17 protein-coding genes are annotated in these 14,662 nt (G+C 65.5%); 8 read left to right on the top strand and 9 right to left on the bottom strand.

Features of this window, described 5'->3' with window-relative positions; all coding sequences use genetic code 11:
• Positions 1-8 precede the first annotated feature (8 nt).
• The 5 genes from pheT to rpmI form a co-directional block, all read right to left on the bottom strand.
• The gene (pheT, locus tag V5734_RS04015) at positions 9-2,417 is read right to left on the bottom strand and encodes a phenylalanine--tRNA ligase subunit beta (protein ID WP_347312225.1); all 2,409 of its coding nucleotides are present in this window, start codon (positions 2,415-2,417) and stop codon (positions 9-11) included.
• A complete protein-coding gene (locus V5734_RS04010) occupies positions 2,414-2,902 on the bottom strand; it encodes a hypothetical protein (RefSeq protein ID WP_347312224.1) in 489 nt (162 codons plus the stop codon). Before V5734_RS04010 ends, pheT begins: the two co-directional genes overlap by 4 nt.
• Positions 2,899-3,981 carry a phenylalanine--tRNA ligase subunit alpha gene (pheS, locus tag V5734_RS04005; protein WP_347312223.1) on the bottom strand — a complete coding sequence of 361 codons (1,083 nt, stop codon included), beginning with the start codon at positions 3,979-3,981 and terminating at the stop codon, positions 2,899-2,901. The genes V5734_RS04010 and pheS overlap by 4 nt, the downstream gene beginning before the upstream one ends.
• Before the next feature lie 131 nt (positions 3,982-4,112).
• Positions 4,113-4,475, bottom strand: coding sequence for a 50S ribosomal protein L20 (rplT, locus tag V5734_RS04000; RefSeq protein WP_347312222.1), 363 nt, complete (start codon positions 4,473-4,475; stop codon positions 4,113-4,115).
• Between the two features lie 12 nt (positions 4,476-4,487).
• A complete protein-coding gene (gene rpmI / locus V5734_RS03995) occupies positions 4,488-4,688 on the bottom strand; it encodes a 50S ribosomal protein L35 (RefSeq protein ID WP_263337345.1) in 201 nt (66 codons plus the stop codon).
• A 228-nt stretch (positions 4,689-4,916) separates the two neighbouring features.
• On the opposite strand from rpmI, the gene V5734_RS21565 reads away from it, so the two are divergent.
• Both V5734_RS21565 and V5734_RS03990 read left to right on the top strand, forming a co-directional pair.
• Positions 4,917-5,435, top strand: a complete 519-nt coding sequence (locus V5734_RS21565; RefSeq protein WP_432759661.1) for an RHS repeat domain-containing protein — start codon at positions 4,917-4,919, stop codon at positions 5,433-5,435.
• Between the two features lie 308 nt (positions 5,436-5,743).
• The gene (locus tag V5734_RS03990) at positions 5,744-5,971 is read left to right on the top strand and encodes a hypothetical protein (protein ID WP_347312221.1); all 228 of its coding nucleotides are present in this window, start codon (positions 5,744-5,746) and stop codon (positions 5,969-5,971) included.
• Here the strand turns inward: V5734_RS03990 and pyk are convergent, their stop codons facing one another.
• A complete protein-coding gene (gene pyk, locus V5734_RS03985) occupies positions 5,972-7,420 on the bottom strand; it encodes a pyruvate kinase (protein WP_347312220.1) in 1,449 nt (482 codons plus the stop codon).
• 135 nt (positions 7,421-7,555) lie between these two features.
• Here pyk and V5734_RS03980 point away from each other — a divergent pair, with 135 nt between their 5' ends.
• On the top strand, positions 7,556-8,299 hold the full coding sequence (locus V5734_RS03980) for an N-formylglutamate amidohydrolase (RefSeq protein ID WP_347312219.1): 744 nt from the start codon (positions 7,556-7,558) through the stop codon (positions 8,297-8,299).
• 15 nt (positions 8,300-8,314) lie between these two features.
• Entirely contained in the window at positions 8,315-8,635 is a 321-nt protein-coding gene (locus V5734_RS03975; protein ID WP_347312218.1) for a DUF1244 domain-containing protein, read from the top strand.
• On the opposite strand, the gene V5734_RS03970 is transcribed toward V5734_RS03975, so the two are convergent.
• Positions 8,622-9,404, bottom strand: coding sequence for a LysR substrate-binding domain-containing protein (locus V5734_RS03970; RefSeq protein WP_347312217.1), 783 nt, complete (start codon positions 9,402-9,404; stop codon positions 8,622-8,624). The genes V5734_RS03975 and V5734_RS03970 overlap by 14 nt on opposite strands.
• Positions 9,405-9,454: 50 nt before the next feature.
• On the opposite strand from V5734_RS03970, the gene trhA reads away from it, so the two are divergent.
• Entirely contained in the window at positions 9,455-10,132 is a 678-nt protein-coding gene (gene trhA / locus V5734_RS03965; protein ID WP_347312216.1) for a PAQR family membrane homeostasis protein TrhA, read from the top strand.
• A 165-nt stretch (positions 10,133-10,297) separates the two neighbouring features.
• On the top strand, positions 10,298-10,834 hold the full coding sequence (locus V5734_RS03960) for a putative glycolipid-binding domain-containing protein (protein ID WP_347312215.1): 537 nt from the start codon (positions 10,298-10,300) through the stop codon (positions 10,832-10,834).
• A 4-nt stretch (positions 10,835-10,838) separates the two neighbouring features.
• Here the strand turns inward: V5734_RS03960 and V5734_RS03955 are convergent, their stop codons facing one another.
• Positions 10,839-11,702: a D-amino-acid transaminase gene (locus tag V5734_RS03955; RefSeq protein WP_347312214.1), complete on the bottom strand. Its 864-nt coding sequence runs from the start codon at positions 11,700-11,702 to the stop codon at positions 10,839-10,841.
• A 127-nt stretch (positions 11,703-11,829) separates the two neighbouring features.
• Here V5734_RS03955 and V5734_RS03950 point away from each other — a divergent pair, with 127 nt between their 5' ends.
• Together V5734_RS03950 and V5734_RS03945 are read left to right on the top strand one after the other, a co-directional pair.
• Positions 11,830-12,279, top strand: a complete 450-nt coding sequence (locus V5734_RS03950; RefSeq protein ID WP_347312213.1) for a MaoC family dehydratase — start codon at positions 11,830-11,832, stop codon at positions 12,277-12,279.
• A 137-nt stretch (positions 12,280-12,416) separates the two neighbouring features.
• Positions 12,417-13,373: an L-malyl-CoA/beta-methylmalyl-CoA lyase gene (locus V5734_RS03945; protein WP_347312212.1), complete on the top strand. Its 957-nt coding sequence runs from the start codon at positions 12,417-12,419 to the stop codon at positions 13,371-13,373.
• A 66-nt stretch (positions 13,374-13,439) separates the two neighbouring features.
• Here the strand turns inward: V5734_RS03945 and V5734_RS03940 are convergent, their stop codons facing one another.
• Positions 13,440-14,654 carry an MFS transporter gene (locus V5734_RS03940; RefSeq protein ID WP_347312211.1) on the bottom strand — a complete coding sequence of 405 codons (1,215 nt, stop codon included), beginning with the start codon at positions 14,652-14,654 and terminating at the stop codon, positions 13,440-13,442.
• Positions 14,655-14,662: the final 8 nt, after the last annotated feature.

The following is a 14,662-nucleotide window of genomic DNA, read 5'->3' as shown; positions in this document are numbered from 1 at the left end:
CCTGCGCTTTATCCGCGCAAGGCGCCGCCCGTGGCCTTCGCCACCTTCTCGACGATCTTCGCCGACACAGCCTCGATCTGCTCGTCGGTCAGGGTCTTGTCGCGCGGCTGCAACCGCACCGTGATGGCAAGCGACTTCTTCCCCGCCCCCATCTGCGCCTCCGCCTTCTCGCCCGAGAACTCGTCGAAGACCCGCACCGCCTCGATCAGCGCCTTGTCGGCGCCTTGGGCGGCGTTGACCAGCGCCAGCGCTTCCACGTCCTTGCCGACGACAAAGGCGAAATCGCGTTCGACCGCCTGCAGGTCGGACATGCCGAGCGCCGCGCGCGTCGCGGTCTTCGCCTTAGGGAAGGGAACCGCGTCGACGAAGACGGTGAAGGCGACCGCCGGTCCCTTCACATCCATCGCGCGAAGAACCTTCGGATGCACCTCGCCGAAGGCGCAGAGCGCGTTCGGGCCAAGCCCCATCACACCGGACCGCCCCGGATGCCACCAGTCCGCGACCTTGCGGGTGATCTGCATGCGCGCCGGCGCGCCGAGCGCGGCCAGAACCGCCTCGGCATCGGCCTTGGCGTCGTAGATATCGGCCACCCGGCGAGAACCATACGGGTCGCGCGGCGCCGTGGCCCCGACGAGAAGACCCGTCGCCTGAAGCGCCTGATCGCCCGGCTCGCCGCCGGAAAAGGCCGGCCCCACCTCGAAGAGCGCGAGATCCGCGAAGCCGCGCGCCTGGTTCCGTGCCGCCGCCTGCAAGAGGCCGGGCAGGAGGTCGGGGCGCATATGCGTCATCTCGGACGAGATCGGGTTCTCGATCCGCGTCGCCGCCGCCCCGCCGCCAAAGAGGGCGGCCGAGGCGCCGTCGATGAACGAATAGGTCACGCATTCGTTGTAGCCGAGCCCGGCGAGCATCCGCCGCGCCGCCTTCTCGCGCATCTGCATCGGCGTCAGGATCGGCTTCGGGACGCCCGGCCGCGCCCGCCGCATCGGCTTGCCCTCGAGCTTCGTCAGCGACGCGATCCGCGCCACCTCCTCGATCAGGTCCGCCTCGCCCTGGATGTCCGGCCGCCAGGACGGCGGCGTGGCCATGTCGCCCTTCAGGGTGAAGCCCAAAGCCTCAAGCGTCGCGCGCTGCTCGCCTTCCGGGATATTCATGCCGACCAGCGACACCACCCGCTCGGGGTCGAGCCGGTAGGAACGATTCACCACCGGCACCGCGCCGTCCATCACCACGTCGGAAGCCTCGCCGCCGCAGAGGTCGAGGATCATCCGCGTCGCCAGTTCCAGCCCCGGCAGGGTGAATTCCGGATCGACTCCGCGTTCGAACCGGTAGCGCGCGTCGGAATGGATCTTCAGCGCCCGGCCCGTCGTCGCGATGGTGATCGGATCCCAGTAGGCGCTTTCGAGGAAGACGTTCACCGTCTCCTCCGAACAGCCCGACGGCGCCCCGCCCATCACGCCCGCGATGCTTTCCGGCCCCTGATCGTCCGAGATCACCATCATGCCGGGCCGGAACGTATAGCTCCGCTCGTCGAGCGCCTCCAGCACCTCGCCGCCCGTCGCGGGATGGATGCGCAGGCCGCCCTTGACCTTGTCGGCGTCGAAGACGTGCAAGGGCCGGTTCTGATCGAAGGTGAAGAAGTTGGTGATGTCCACCAGCGCCGAGATCGGCCGGAGCCCGATCGCCTTCAGCCGATGCTGGAGCCATTCGGGCGAGGGGCCGTTCTTCACGCCCCGGATCAGACGCCCGGCGAAGAGGGGGCAGCCCGTCTCCTTCAGGCTCGCGTCGATGGTGACGCCGATCGGGCTCTGGAAGCTGCCCTTCACCGGCTCGATCGCCTGCGGCTTCAGCCGCCCGAGGCCCCGAGCCGCCAGATCGCGGGCAAGGCCCCGCACGCCGAGCGCATCGGGGCGGTTCGGGGTGATCTTGATGTAGATCATCGGGTCGACGGTGTCGGGGCGGTTCTTCGCGAGCCAGTCCACGAACCTCTCGCCGACTTCGCCGGACGGCAGCTCGATGATTCCGTTATGCTCGTCCGACAGCTCCAGCTCGCGTTCGGAGGCCATCATCCCGTGGCTTTCGACGCCGCGGATCTTGCCGACGCCGAGCGTCACGTCGATGCCGGGGACGTAATCGCCGGGCTTGCAGAGGACGACCGTGATCCCCGCCCGCGCGTTCGGCGCGCCGCAAACGATCTGCTTTTCGCCCTCGTCGGTCAGCACCCGGCAGACCCGGAGCTTGTCGGCATCGGGATGCTGTTCCGCGTGGAGGACCTTGGCGAGCGTGAAGGTGCTGAGCCGCGCCCCGCGATCCTCGACCTCCTCGACCTCAAGGCCAAGATCGGTCAGCGCATAGAGGATCTCGTCGAGGCTTTCCTCGGTCTCGAGATGGTCTTTCAGCCAGGAGAGGGTGAATTTCATAGTGGGAACCTTCCAACAGACAGCCAGAAGCCTTCAGCAAACTTCTGAACTACACGCTTTGTGACCTCAGTATCGCCCAAAACGTCCTTTCGCATAGCGGCGACGGCCGCTTCATAGCTTTCTTTCAGGTCGTTAAACGCTGCGTCTTTTTCTGCTTTCTCACTGTTTGAATGCTTCGCAAAAATGCTTATTTTTGGCGACAAACCCTCGAGGGCAGAGATAACTGGATCGGGCGCGCATACGAGGATTTCAGCCTCAGTGTTCTTATATTGAACGAGCTTGTCTAAACCGTCGGCAGACCTACCACTTCTGAGGATACTGACATTCACGTTGTTGAAGTCGACAACGAGCTTTCGATACAGCTCTCTTCTTTCACTCCGAATCTGGTTCTGACGGTCAACACCCTTCTGAACCATGTAAACGATGGCACCACCGACCAAACCAATGAACGGCACGAACACCGCAAGCCAATTGGCGATTGTCACCTGCTCAGCCCCCCGGCCACCGTCGGCATGTCGAGGCTCGCGAAGCCGTAGTGCCTAAGCCACCGCAGGTCAGACTCGAAGAACGCCCTGAGATCCGGAATCCCGTATTTCAGCATCGCAATCCGGTCGATGCCGAGCCCGAAGGCAAAGCCCTGCCATTCGTCGGGGTTCACCCCCGCCGCCGCCAGCACTTTCGGATGCACCATGCCGGAGCCGAGGATCTCCATCCACTTGTCGCCCTCGCCGATCTTCAGCGCGCCACCGACATTGGAATAGCGGATGTCGACCTCGGCCGAAGGTTCGGTGAAGGGGAAGTGCGAGGCGCGGAAGCGCAGTTCGACGTGATCGACCTCGAAGAACGCGCGGCAGAACTCCTCCAGCACCCATTTGAGGTTGGCCATGGAGATGTCGCGGTCGATGGCGAGGCCCTCGATCTGGTGGAACATCGGCGCATGGGTCTGGTCCATGTCCATCCGGTAGACGCGGCCCGGCGCGATGACGCGCAGGGGCGCGCCGTGGGTCTGCATCGACCGGATCTGCACCGGCGAGGTATGGGTGCGCAGCACATGCGGCGGCCGGTTGTCGCCCGCCTCGCGCGCCATGAAGAAGGTGTCATGCTCCTGCCGCGCGGGGTGCTCCGGCGGGATGTTGAGCGCGTCGAAATTGTACCAGTCGCTTTCGATCTGCGGTCCCTCGGCGACCGAAAAGCCCATGTCGGCGAAGATCGCGGTGACTTCCTCGGTCACCTGGCTGACGGGATGGATCGTCCCCTGCCGCCGGGGCCGACCCGGCATCGTCACGTCAAGCCACTCGGCCTTCAGCCGCTCGTCGAGCGCGGCGTCGGCCAGCCCCGCCTTCCTGGCGCGAAGCGCGGTGTCGATCTCGTCCTTCAGCGCGTTCAGCGCCGCGCCGGCCGCCTGCCGCGCCTCCGGCGCCATCTGGCCAAGCTCGCGCATCTTCAGGGAAATCTCGCCCTTCTTGCCAAGCGCCGCCAGCCGGATCTCCTCCAGCGCGGCCTCGTCGCCCGCCCCGGCGATCCCGCCCAGATACTTGCCCTTCAGCGCGTCCAATACGTCCATCTGACCCTCCGGTCCCATTCGGACCTCGTGCTACCCACGGCGCCCCGTCTTTGCAAGGCACCAAAGAAAAACCCCGCGAAGCGCCTTTGCGGCGCTCGCGGGGTTCCAACTGTCCCTCTGGCGGAGAGGAGTTACGCGAGCGCGGCCTTCGCCTTTTCGACGATGGCCCCGAACGCCGCCGGCTCATGCACGGCGAGATCGGCGAGAACCTTGCGGTCCACCTCGATCCCGGCCTTGCCGAGGGCGTTCACGAAACGCGAATAGGTCATCGACTCGTCGATGGCGCGCACCGCGGCGTTGATCCGCTGGATCCACAGCGCGCGGAAATTGCGCTTGCGGGTCTTGCGGTCGCGGGTGGCGTACTGGTTCGCCTTGTCGACGGCCTGGGTGGCGGTGCGGAAGTTGGTCGAACGCGCGGCGTAGTAGCCTTTCGCGGCCTTGATGACCTTGCGGTGACGGGCGTGGGTGACGACGCCGGATTTAACGCGAGCCATGTGTCAGTCTCCTCAGCGGTTGTACGGCATGTATTTCTTGACGATCTTCGCGTCCGCATCGGCCAGCAGCATTGTGCCGGTGGCCTTGCGGATGAAGTCCGTCGAGCGTTTGATCATGCCGTGACGCTTGCCGGCGACACCAGCCTTGACGCGGCCCGAGGCCGTCATCTTGAACCGCTTCTTCGCGGCCGATTTGGTCTTCATCTTGGGCATTTTCATCTCCTTGGTCGAGAGTGAACGCGCGACTCGGCATGCCACATGGCCGGCCCCGCGGGGTATTCGAGAGGCGGCGTATAGACGGGCCGGGCGGATTTGGCAAGGGGTGGAACGGGGCCGAACCGCCGTAGGCCCGGCGTCGGAGGTCCGTCGTTCTCCCGTAGGTTATCCGTAGCTACGGCTGTAGATACGTTCGGTGCCGGCGCCGGCTTGCACCAGAACTGGATGCGAGACTACGATCCGACGACCGGGCGGTACCTAGAGGCCGACCCGCTGGGGTTGGTGGATGGGGCGAGCGTCTATGGCTACGCGCGGCAGAACCCGGGGAGGTGGGTGGATCCGAGGGGCGAAAATGCGGCGGCGGGTGGTTATGTAGGAGCAGGCGTAGCGGGACCGGTCGGTGCGGTAGTTGGTGCTATTATCGGCGGTGTCATAGGATACGTCGGATATGAGGTGTACAAGTGGTGTACTGACGGGTGCGAGGCGCCAAAAGGAATAATCTGGAAGGTCGGTGGAAAGAAATCTCAGGCGAAACTTGAGCGGCAAATGCTTGACCGTGGTTGGACCCACGACATGATTTCAAAGGCGGTGTATTGTGGAGAATGTGTCGAAGCACCCAACAAGCCCTTTCCGGAAAACGGCGCAAAGCGCTGTATACACCCCGAGACCGGGCAGTCGGTAGTTATTGACTCTACTACGAATGGAGTCCTGCAAGTTGGCGGACCCGGGTTTGGTTTTGACTAGGCAAGAAAAATGAAAATACGATATGTGCGCATATTCGATGAGGATGGTTCTATGTACCGACCTGTAAAGGTCAAGGACTTGGGGAATGGGAGGTTTGAGCTCCTTGAACCAGATGGTGGGTACAATACAGAAATAGAAACCTGGGAATTTCCGCCACGCAGCATCGTGCGTTTTGTTGAGCACCCAAGTTCTCTAGGCACAATATTACTTGCTACGGCTTTGAAAGAATGACGCCCTTACCTGAATAGCAACACTCGAGTGACCCGGGCTGAGCGTTATTTTCGGTAACGGCGAAAGCAACGCCTTTCATGATTAGGCGGACGGTCTTCGCCACCAACGACCTCGGGGTGAAGGTCTGGGAGGCGAGCTACCTGCCCTTCGGCGGGGTGCATGTGGCGACGGGTGGCATCGACCTCCGCTTCCCGGGACAGTGGTTCCAGGCCGAAAGCGGCTTGCACCAGAACTGGATGCGCGACTGTTCACCCCAGCACGATCCGGGCGAATTATACTCCGCCCACCGGACCCACCGGGGCTGATTATTCCGGATCGGTGCGGAAGATCAGCCGCTCGTCACAGGGCGCCACGCGCAGGATGTTCGTCGTGCCCTTGACGTTGAAGGGCACGCCGGCGGTGACGACGATCTGGTCCTTCTCGGTCGCGAAGCCGTATTCGCGGGCGGCCTTGGCAGCGTTGACGACGGCCATCTTGAAGCGGTCGACCGGATCGTGGGTCTGCACGCAGTGCACACCCCAGGTCAGCGACAGCCGCCGCACCGTCGCGAGCATCGGGCTCAGCGCGATGATCGGCACGGATGGCCGTTCCCGCGCGACGAGGCTGGCCGTGGTGCCCGACTGGGTGAAGCAGCAGATCGCGTGGATGTCGGTCGCCTCGGCGATCTCGCGCGCGGCGGCGACGATGCCGTCGGCGATGCTGTTGCGCGCCACCTTGCGCGACGCCTCGATCACCTCGCGGTAGGTCGGATCGCTCTCGACCGATTTCGCGACGTTGTCCATCGTCTCGACCGCCTGCACCGGATACTGGCCGGCGGCGCTTTCGGCCGAGAGCATGACGGCGTCGGCGCCCTCGTAGATCGCGGTGGCGACGTCGGAGACCTCGGCCCGCGTCGGCATCGGGCTTTCGATCATGCTTTCGAGCATCTGGGTGGCGACGATGACGGGCTTGGCCGCGGTGCGGGCGCCGCGCACCAGCCGCTTCTGGATCGGCGGGACGGAATGGACCGGAAGTTCGACGCCGAGATCGCCGCGCGCCACCATGATCCCGTCGGAGGCTTCGAGGATTTCGGGATAGGCCTTCACCGCCGCGGGCTTCTCGATCTTCGACAGGATCGACGCGCGGCCCTTGGCGAGGGCCCGCGCCTCCATCACGTCCTCGGGGCGCTGCACGAAGGAGAGGGCGAGCCAGTCGACGCCCAACTCGCAGGCGAATTCGAGATCGGCGCGGTCCTTGTCCGAGAGCGCCGCGAGCGGCAGCACCACGTCAGGCACGTTCACGCCCTTTCGGTTGGAGATCGTGCCCCCCGCCGTCACCTTGCAATCGGCGAAATCAGGCCCGCAGTCTTCGACCGTCAGGCGGATCTTGCCGTCATTGACCAGAAGCCGCGAGCCGGGTTCGAGGGCGGCGAAGATCTCCGGATGCGGCAGGCATACCCGGCGACCGTCGCCTTCGGCGGGGTCGAGATCGAAGCGGAACGTCTCGCCCTCGTTGAGCTCATGCGCGCCGGCGACGAAGGTCCCGACCCTGAGCTTCGGCCCCTGAAGGTCGGCGAGGATGGCGATGGGGCGGCCGACATCGGCCTCCACCTTGCGGATGATCGCGTGGCGAGCGGCCTGTTCCTCGTGGCTGCCGTGGCTCATGTTCAGGCGGAAGACGTCCGCACCGGCATCGAAGAGCGCCCGGATCGTCTCGTAGCTGCTGGATGACGGGCCGAGGGTCGCCACGATCTTCACATTTCGCAACCGTCTCATCCTGCCGTTCCCCCAGTGGTGTTTGCGCTACCATTGATCCTGCGCGCTATATGGACGAATTAGCCCGCGACGGCAACTGGCGCTTTCCTGCGCCCTCGTCTAAACGATCTTTGATCGCGGAACGATGAAAATCTCATGACGGACCTGCCCTTTCACATTCTCGGCGACGACCGCCCCTCCCGCTGGCTGCTGACGTGCGACCACGCGACCAACCGGGTGCCGGACTGCATCGGCGGCGGATCGCTTGGCATCGCGCCCGAGGATATGGAGCGCCACATCGCCTACGATATCGGCGCGGCCGGGGTCACGAAGCGGCTGGCCGAGAAGCTGAACGCCCCGGCGGTCTTCAGCGACTTCTCGCGCCTCGTCATCGACCCCAACCGGGGCGAGGACGATCCGACGCTGATCATGAAGCTATACGACTCGACGATGATCCCGGTGAACCGCCATGTCGACGCGGCGGAGACGGAGCGCCGGCTTGCCACCTTCCACCGGCCCTATCACGCGGCGCTGGAATCCCTTGCCGCGCGCCGCGACGATACGGTGATCTGCGCCATCCACAGCTTTACGCCGCGGCTTTTCGGCCGCGCCGACCGGCCGTGGCAGGTTGGGGTGCTTTATTCTCATGTCGACCCGAAACTGGCGCTGCATCTGCTCGACCGGCTCCGCGCCGAGCCGGACCTGACGGTGGGCGAGAACGAGCCCTATGGCGGCCATCTCGACGGCGATTCCATCGACCGCCACGCGCTGCGCCCCGGACGGCCGAACGTACTGATCGAGATCCGTCACGACCTGATCCGGGCCGAGGACGGCCAGATCGCCTGGGCCGACCGGCTTGCCCCGATCCTTGAAGAAGCGCTCGCCGCCTCCAATCTCTGAACCCGGAGGATACCCATGGACGACCAGACCCGTATCGAGATCGAAGCCGCCGCTTTCCGTGCGCTGCGCCATCACCTGATGGAAAAGCGGACGGATGTGCAGAATATCGACCTGATGAACCTCGCCGGCTTCTGCCGCAACTGCCTTGCGCGCTGGGTGCAGGAGGCCGCGAACGAGCGCGGCATCGCGATGACCAAGGACGAGGCGCGCGAGATTTATTACGGCATGCCCTACGAAGAGTGGCGCGCGCAGAACCAGACCGAGGCGGACGCGGCCAAGAAGGCCGCCTTCGAGGTCGCGTTCCGCGAGAATGTCGGCGACGTCAAGGAGAGCTGAGGGCGGCCGCGCGCAGATGCGCGGTCAGGGCGCGAAGCAATGGCCGCCGGCCGATCGCCTTCGGCCAGACCATGACATAGTCCCAAGACATCGCCAGCCCGTGCGGATCGGCAAGTACCAGACGGCCCGCCGCAAGATCGGCGCCGACGATCCGTTCCGGCACCAGCGCGACGCCGAGGCCATTGCGCGCGGCCGCGGCGGCAAATCCGGTCCGGTCGACGCGGATGCCATCCTGCGCGTCTGGTCGGCGCGCCGATCGCCTTGACGCGAACCACGCGGCCCAGGAGGGTTGCGTGGCGAAGGCGGGGCCCCAGTCCGTATGGATGAACATCCCGTCGGGCGCCGCGTCGAGGCCACCACCGGACACCGCGAAGCCCGGTGCCGCCACCGCGACGATGCGATCACGGAGCAGCCGTTCGACCTCGTGATCGGGATAATAGTGCCCGCCATAGGTGACGCGCAGGTCCACCGCGCCCCGGGCAAACGAGACGGGGTCGTCCTCGACCCGGATCTCGATACCGCCAAGCGGCGCGAATCCCGACATAACGGGCGCCAGCCACAGTTCCGCCACCGACGGGAGGACCGACACGACGAGCCTCGGTCGATGGCGCCCCTCGCGCAGATCCTCGGTCACGGCGCCAAGGTCGGTGAGCGCGAGTTCGATCCGCGGATAGATCGCGCGGCCCGCATCCGTCAGCGTGATCCGATTGCCCTGTCGAAGGAATAGCCGCTTTCCGAGATGGGTTTCGAGGACCCGGACCGGGCGCACTGTCCCTGAAGGCGTAACAAACCTTTCACAGTATCTTCATCCGACTTCGGATGCGGTTCTGGTACCATTGCGCCATGCCGCTTCTCGAACCCCGCACGGACTATTCCCGCGCCGAAAACCTTTCGGATGCGGTGATCCATGTCTCGGGCATTGTCGTAGTTCTGATCGCGGTTCCGGCGCTGATCACCGTGACCGCCTTTCTGCGCGGCGATTTCGCATCGCTCTTCGCGATCTCGGTTTATGGCGCGACCCTTGTCGCGATGATCCTCTGTTCGGCGCTCTACAACATGGTGCCGCATCCCGATTGGTTGGGGCTCTTGCAGCGGCTCGACCATTCCGCGATCTACGCGAAGATCGCCGGCACCTACACGCCCTTCACCCTGCTGGGCGGGCAGGGAACCTGGCTTCTCGCCGGGCTCTGGGCGGTCGCGCTCGCCGGGATCGGACTCAAGATCGCCGCGCCGGGGCGGTTCCGGCTGGCGGCTGTGGGGCTTTACCTCCTGATGGGGTGGGCCGGGCTCTTCGCCGGCGGCAGCGTCCTCGGCGCCCTCTCGACGCCGGTTTTCGTGCTGATTCTCGTCGGTGGGGGGCTCTACTCGGCCGGGGTGGTCTTCTACCTTCTCGACCGGCTACCCTTCCACTACACGATCTGGCACGTCTTCGTTCTCGCGGCGAGCCTCGTCTTCTATGCCGCCGTCACCCTGCACGTCGTCCAGCACGCCGCCTGACCGGATCGCCGCCGGGGTGGATGCGCGATCCCCCGCCGCCTTCAGGGATCGCTTGACGAGAGGCGCGCGGAATCCGATCCTTTGCTTAAAGGAGGGGCGAATGGAACAGCAGACGCGGAGTGTGCCCGGTTCTGACCGCCCGAGGGCGAAGAGCGGGCCAGGGTCATGATCGCGGGATCCCATGTCGTGATGTGGCTTGCCCATCAGCCGTCGGGCAACGATGCGTGCCGCTTCGCGCTGAACAGTCGCGGCCTCGTGATCGAGGGGTCAAGCCGCACCGGCGACATGACCAGGCGTTACCGTGTCCGGGCGGAACCGTCGGGGATCACCCGCCGCGCCCGGATCACCAGCCGGGTCGAAAACCGCCTGATCGAGCGCGACCCGGCCGGCCGCTGGGTGATGAACGGCAGGGAGGTGCCCGAAGTGGCGGGCGCGGTCGATATCGACCTCGGCTTCACGCCCGCGACGAACGCGCTGCCGATCCGCCGGCTCGGCCTGGCCGTTGGCGGGTCCGCCGACATCGTCGTGGCCTGGCTCGATCCCGCCGACCGGAAACTGAAACCCCTGCGCCAGATCTACACGCGCCTCGACGCCGATCGCTACCGCTACAGCTCGCCCGACCACGGATTCGAGACCGATCTGACCGTCGACCGCTTCGGCGCCGTCACGCACTATCCGGGTTATTGGGACGCGGCCGGCTAGACGGTCAGACCGCCGTCTTGCGGCTTTCGTCCAGATAGATCTCCCGCAGGCGCGTGGCGACCGGGCCGGGCTTGCCGGAACCGAGCTTGACGCCGTCGATCTCCACCACCGGCATCACGAAGGCCGAGGCCGAGGTCACGAAGGCCTCGTCGGCCGCTTTCGCCTCGTCGATGGTGAAGGGCCGTTCCTCGACGATCATCTGCGCTTCGTTGGCAAAGCGCAGCACGGCCGCGCGGGTGATGCCGTGCAGAATGTCCTCCGACAGTTGCCGCGTGATGATCGTGCCGCCCTTCACGATGTAGGCGTTGTTCGAGGTGCCCTCGGTCACCGCGCCATCCTCGGTGAACCATGCGTCGTCGCAGCCGGCCTTCTTCGCCATCATCTTGCCCATCGAGGGATAAAGGAGCTGCACCGTCTTGATGTCGCGCCGGCCCCAGCGGATGTCGGGGATCGAGATCACCTTCATCCCCACCTTCGCCGCCGGATTGTCCGCGAGGCCAGGCTTCGACTGCGTGAAAAGCACGATGCCCGACGGCACCTTCGCGGGATCCGGAAAGGCAAAATCCCGGTCACCGGGATTACCGCGCGTGACCTGTAGGTAGACGAGCCCGTCCTCGATCCCGTTCCGCGCCACCATCTCGCGGTGGATCGCCAGAAGCTCATCGCGGGTCACGGGGCTTTGCATGTCGAGTTCTGAGAGCGACCGCGCGAGCCGCGCCGCGTGGCCGTCGAAGTCGATCAGCTTGCCGCCGAGGACGCTCGTCACCTCGTAGACCGCGTCGGCCATCAGGAAGCCCCTGTCGAAGACCGAGATCTTTGCTTCCTCCTCGGGCAGGTACGCCCCGTTTACATAGACGGTCCGGCTCATGATCGCTCTCCTGGCAAGATGAGGCTTCTTCACGCCTCGCAGCCGCAACGTCAAGCCCGGGAGATCCGGCGGATGACTGCGGGCCCCGATCATCCTATGCTGCGGCCCGCTGGGGAGGGCAATGGACATGAGCGACACCACGGACGGCTGGGCCGGCACCATAAAGGGCAGGCCCGAGATCGGGCAGTCGGCCGAACGCAGCCGGACGACCCGGATGGCGGACATCCACGCCTTCACCGACATGACCGGTGACCGCAATCCGGTCCATTACGACCGGGAGCTGGCGGAAAAGACCCCCTTCGGCAAGCTGATCGTTCAGGGAGGGGTGACGACCGGCATCCTCAACGCCGTGGTCGCAGAGGATTTGCCGGGACCGGGCACGGTGTTCCTGTCGGTCGAATGGAAGTTCGTGAAAGCGGTGGGTATCGACGAGAAGATCACCGGCCGCGTCGAAGTGGCGGAGGTGCGGCACGACAAGCCGATCTGTAAGCTCCTGACCGAAGTCCGCAACGGCGCCGGAGAGGTTTGCCTGACCGGAACCGCGACGACCTACACGATGCCGCTTGCGGGGCTCTGATCCCCGGCTGACCGTTGGGCAGAACCTGCAATGTGGTGCTTTTTTCTGCACCTGCAAAAGCCGCCTTGCGCAGCGCAGCGCAATATTCTATCCAAATTCCAAATCCACACGAAACTTCATTGCCGAAAGGTCGCGCCATGAGCTTCCGCCTCCAGCCCGCCGCCCCCGCCCGTCCGAACCGCTGCCAGCTTTTCGGCCCTGGTTCCCGCCCTGCGATCTTCGAGAAGATGGCGACAAGCGCCGCGGACGTGATCAACCTCGACCTCGAGGATTCGGTCGCCCCGGACGACAAGCCGCAGGCCCGCAGGAACATCATCGAGGCGATCAACGACATCGACTGGGGCACGAAGTATCTCTCGGTCCGCATCAACGGCCTCGACACCCCCTACTGGTACCGTGATGTCGTCGAGGTGTTGGAAGAAGCGGGCGACCGCATCAACCAGATCATGATCCCGAAAGTCGGCTGCGCTGCGGATGTCTACGCGGTCGACGCGCTGGTGACGGCGGTGGAACGCGCGAAGGGCCGGACGAAGCCGATCAGCCTCGAAGTGATCATCGAGACGGCGGCCGGCATCGCCCATGTCGAGGAGATCGCGGCGTCCTCGCCCCGGCTTCAGGCGATGAGCCTTGGCGCCGCCGACTTCGCCGCTTCGATGGGCATGCAGACCACCGGCATCGGCGGCACGCAGGAGAATTACTACATGGCCCGCGAAGGCCAGAAATACTGGTCCGACCCCTGGCACTGGGCCCAGGCCGCCATCGTCGCCGCCTGCCGCACCCACGGCGTCCTGCCGGTCGACGGGCCGTTCGGCGATTTCTCCGACGACGAGGGTTTCATCGCCCAGGCGAAGCGCTCGGCGACGCTCGGCATGGTCGGCAAATGGGCGATCCATCCCAAGCAGGTGGCGCTCGCGAACGAGGTCTTCACCCCGTCCGCCGAACAGGTCGCCGAGGCGCGCGAGATCCTCGCCGCGATGGAACAGGCCAAGAAGGACGGCGCCGGAGCCACGGTCTACAAGGGGCGTCTCGTCGATATCGCCTCGATCCGGCAGGCCGAGGTGATCGTGCGGCAATCCGAGATGATCGGCGGCTGAGGCCGGGCGGCGCGCATCGCGCGCCGCCCGGCGAGGGGGGCTCGATGCCCCCCGAGGCGGTCCCCCTCACGCCGCCGCCGGCAAACGCGGCCGCGACCGCAGGAACACCATTAGAACAATGCCGAGGTTCATCACGTTCCAGCCGATGCCGTTGAGGAACGCCATCCGGTAAGACCCGGTGAGGTCGTAGATCCAGCCCGACATCCAGCCGCCGAGCGCCATGCCGGCGATGGTCGCCATGATCACGAACCCGACCCGCGCGCCGGCCTCCTTCGCCGGCAGGTATTCCCGCACGATCAGCGCGTAGGAGGGCACGATTCCGCCCTGCGAAAGGCCGAAGATCAAGCTGACGACGTAAAGCGACGTCAATCCCGCCGACGGCAGGTAGAGGATCAGCGCCACACCCTGCAAGGCGGACCCGATCAACAGCGTCCGCACCCCACCAAGCACATCCGCGAGGAGCCCCGAGACGATGCGCGAGGCGACGCCGCCAAGCAGCATCAGCGACAGCATCTCCGCCCCGATCGCCGGGCCGAAACCGAGGTCGACGCAATAGGCGACGATATGGACCTGAGGCATCGACATCGCGACGCAACAGGCCACGCCGGCAAGAGCCAGGAGCCATTGGAGTGCGCGCGGGCTGAGCCCCGTCGTCGCCGCCCGGTCGGCGACCAGCCGCGTCGTCTGCGCCGACATCGCCTCCGGCAGGCCGAGGCGCAGAAGCAGGGCGAGCGGGATCACCACGACGAGCGTCAGCGCGGCGAGCAGCAGGTAGACCACGCGCCAGCCATCGCTCGCCAGAACGCCGGAGAGAACGATCGGCCAGATCGCGCCAGAGAGGTAGTTGCCGCTCGCCACCAACCCGATCGCAATGCCGCGCCGCCTCTGGAACCATTGCGAGGCGTCGGCGATCAGCGGACCGAAACTGGCCGAGGCGCCGAAGCCGATCACGAACTGCGCCACCGACAGCATCGCCACCGACCCGGCCATCGCCGCGAAGCCGTAACCCGCCGCGATCAGGATCGCCGACCCGATCAGCGCGATGCCCATGCCGAACCGGTCGACTGCCCGCCCGATATAGAAATTGCCGAGCGCGAAACCGACCATCGTCACCGTATAGGGCAGAGAGGCATCGGCGCGGTCGACCGCGAATTCAGTCTGCACCGCCGGCAGGATCAGGATGATCACCCACATGCCGACATTGCCGACGACCCCGACGAGGAGCGATATCCCCAACCGGATCCAGGAGGCGCGGCCGTCAAGGCTGGCGATGCTGGTCATGACGGCGC

This window comes from Defluviimonas sp. SAOS-178_SWC (genome assembly GCF_039830135.1).
Classification (GTDB): domain Bacteria; phylum Pseudomonadota; class Alphaproteobacteria; order Rhodobacterales; family Rhodobacteraceae; genus Albidovulum.
The sequence above is the reverse complement of the archived record's forward strand: the minus strand, read 5'-3'. Positions and strand labels throughout refer to the sequence as shown.

Coding starts and splice junctions, on each gene's coding strand:
- V5734_RS03945 (WP_347312212.1), top strand. CDS start 12,417: ATGAGCTTCCGCCTCCAGCCCGCCGCCCCCGCCCGTCCGAACCGCTGC.
- V5734_RS03960 (WP_347312215.1), top strand. CDS start 10,298: ATGATCGCGGGATCCCATGTCGTGATGTGGCTTGCCCATCAGCCGTCG.
- V5734_RS03980 (WP_347312219.1), top strand. CDS start 7,556: ATGACGGACCTGCCCTTTCACATTCTCGGCGACGACCGCCCCTCCCGC.
- V5734_RS03990 (WP_347312221.1), top strand. CDS start 5,744: ATGATTAGGCGGACGGTCTTCGCCACCAACGACCTCGGGGTGAAGGTC.
- V5734_RS03950 (WP_347312213.1), top strand. CDS start 11,830: ATGAGCGACACCACGGACGGCTGGGCCGGCACCATAAAGGGCAGGCCC.
- rplT (WP_347312222.1), bottom strand. CDS start 4,475: ATGGCTCGCGTTAAATCCGGCGTCGTCACCCACGCCCGTCACCGCAAG.
- V5734_RS03940 (WP_347312211.1), bottom strand. CDS start 14,654: ATGACCAGCATCGCCAGCCTTGACGGCCGCGCCTCCTGGATCCGGTTG.
- rpmI (WP_263337345.1), bottom strand. CDS start 4,688: ATGCCCAAGATGAAGACCAAATCGGCCGCGAAGAAGCGGTTCAAGATG.
- V5734_RS21565 (WP_432759661.1), top strand. CDS start 4,917: ATGCGAGACTACGATCCGACGACCGGGCGGTACCTAGAGGCCGACCCG.
- pyk (WP_347312220.1), bottom strand. CDS start 7,420: ATGAGACGGTTGCGAAATGTGAAGATCGTGGCGACCCTCGGCCCGTCA.
- trhA (WP_347312216.1), top strand. CDS start 9,455: ATGCGGTTCTGGTACCATTGCGCCATGCCGCTTCTCGAACCCCGCACG.
- pheT (WP_347312225.1), bottom strand. CDS start 2,417: ATGAAATTCACCCTCTCCTGGCTGAAAGACCATCTCGAGACCGAGGAA.
- V5734_RS03975 (WP_347312218.1), top strand. CDS start 8,315: ATGGACGACCAGACCCGTATCGAGATCGAAGCCGCCGCTTTCCGTGCG.
- V5734_RS03955 (WP_347312214.1), bottom strand. CDS start 11,702: ATGAGCCGGACCGTCTATGTAAACGGGGCGTACCTGCCCGAGGAGGAA.
- pheS (WP_347312223.1), bottom strand. CDS start 3,981: ATGGACGTATTGGACGCGCTGAAGGGCAAGTATCTGGGCGGGATCGCC.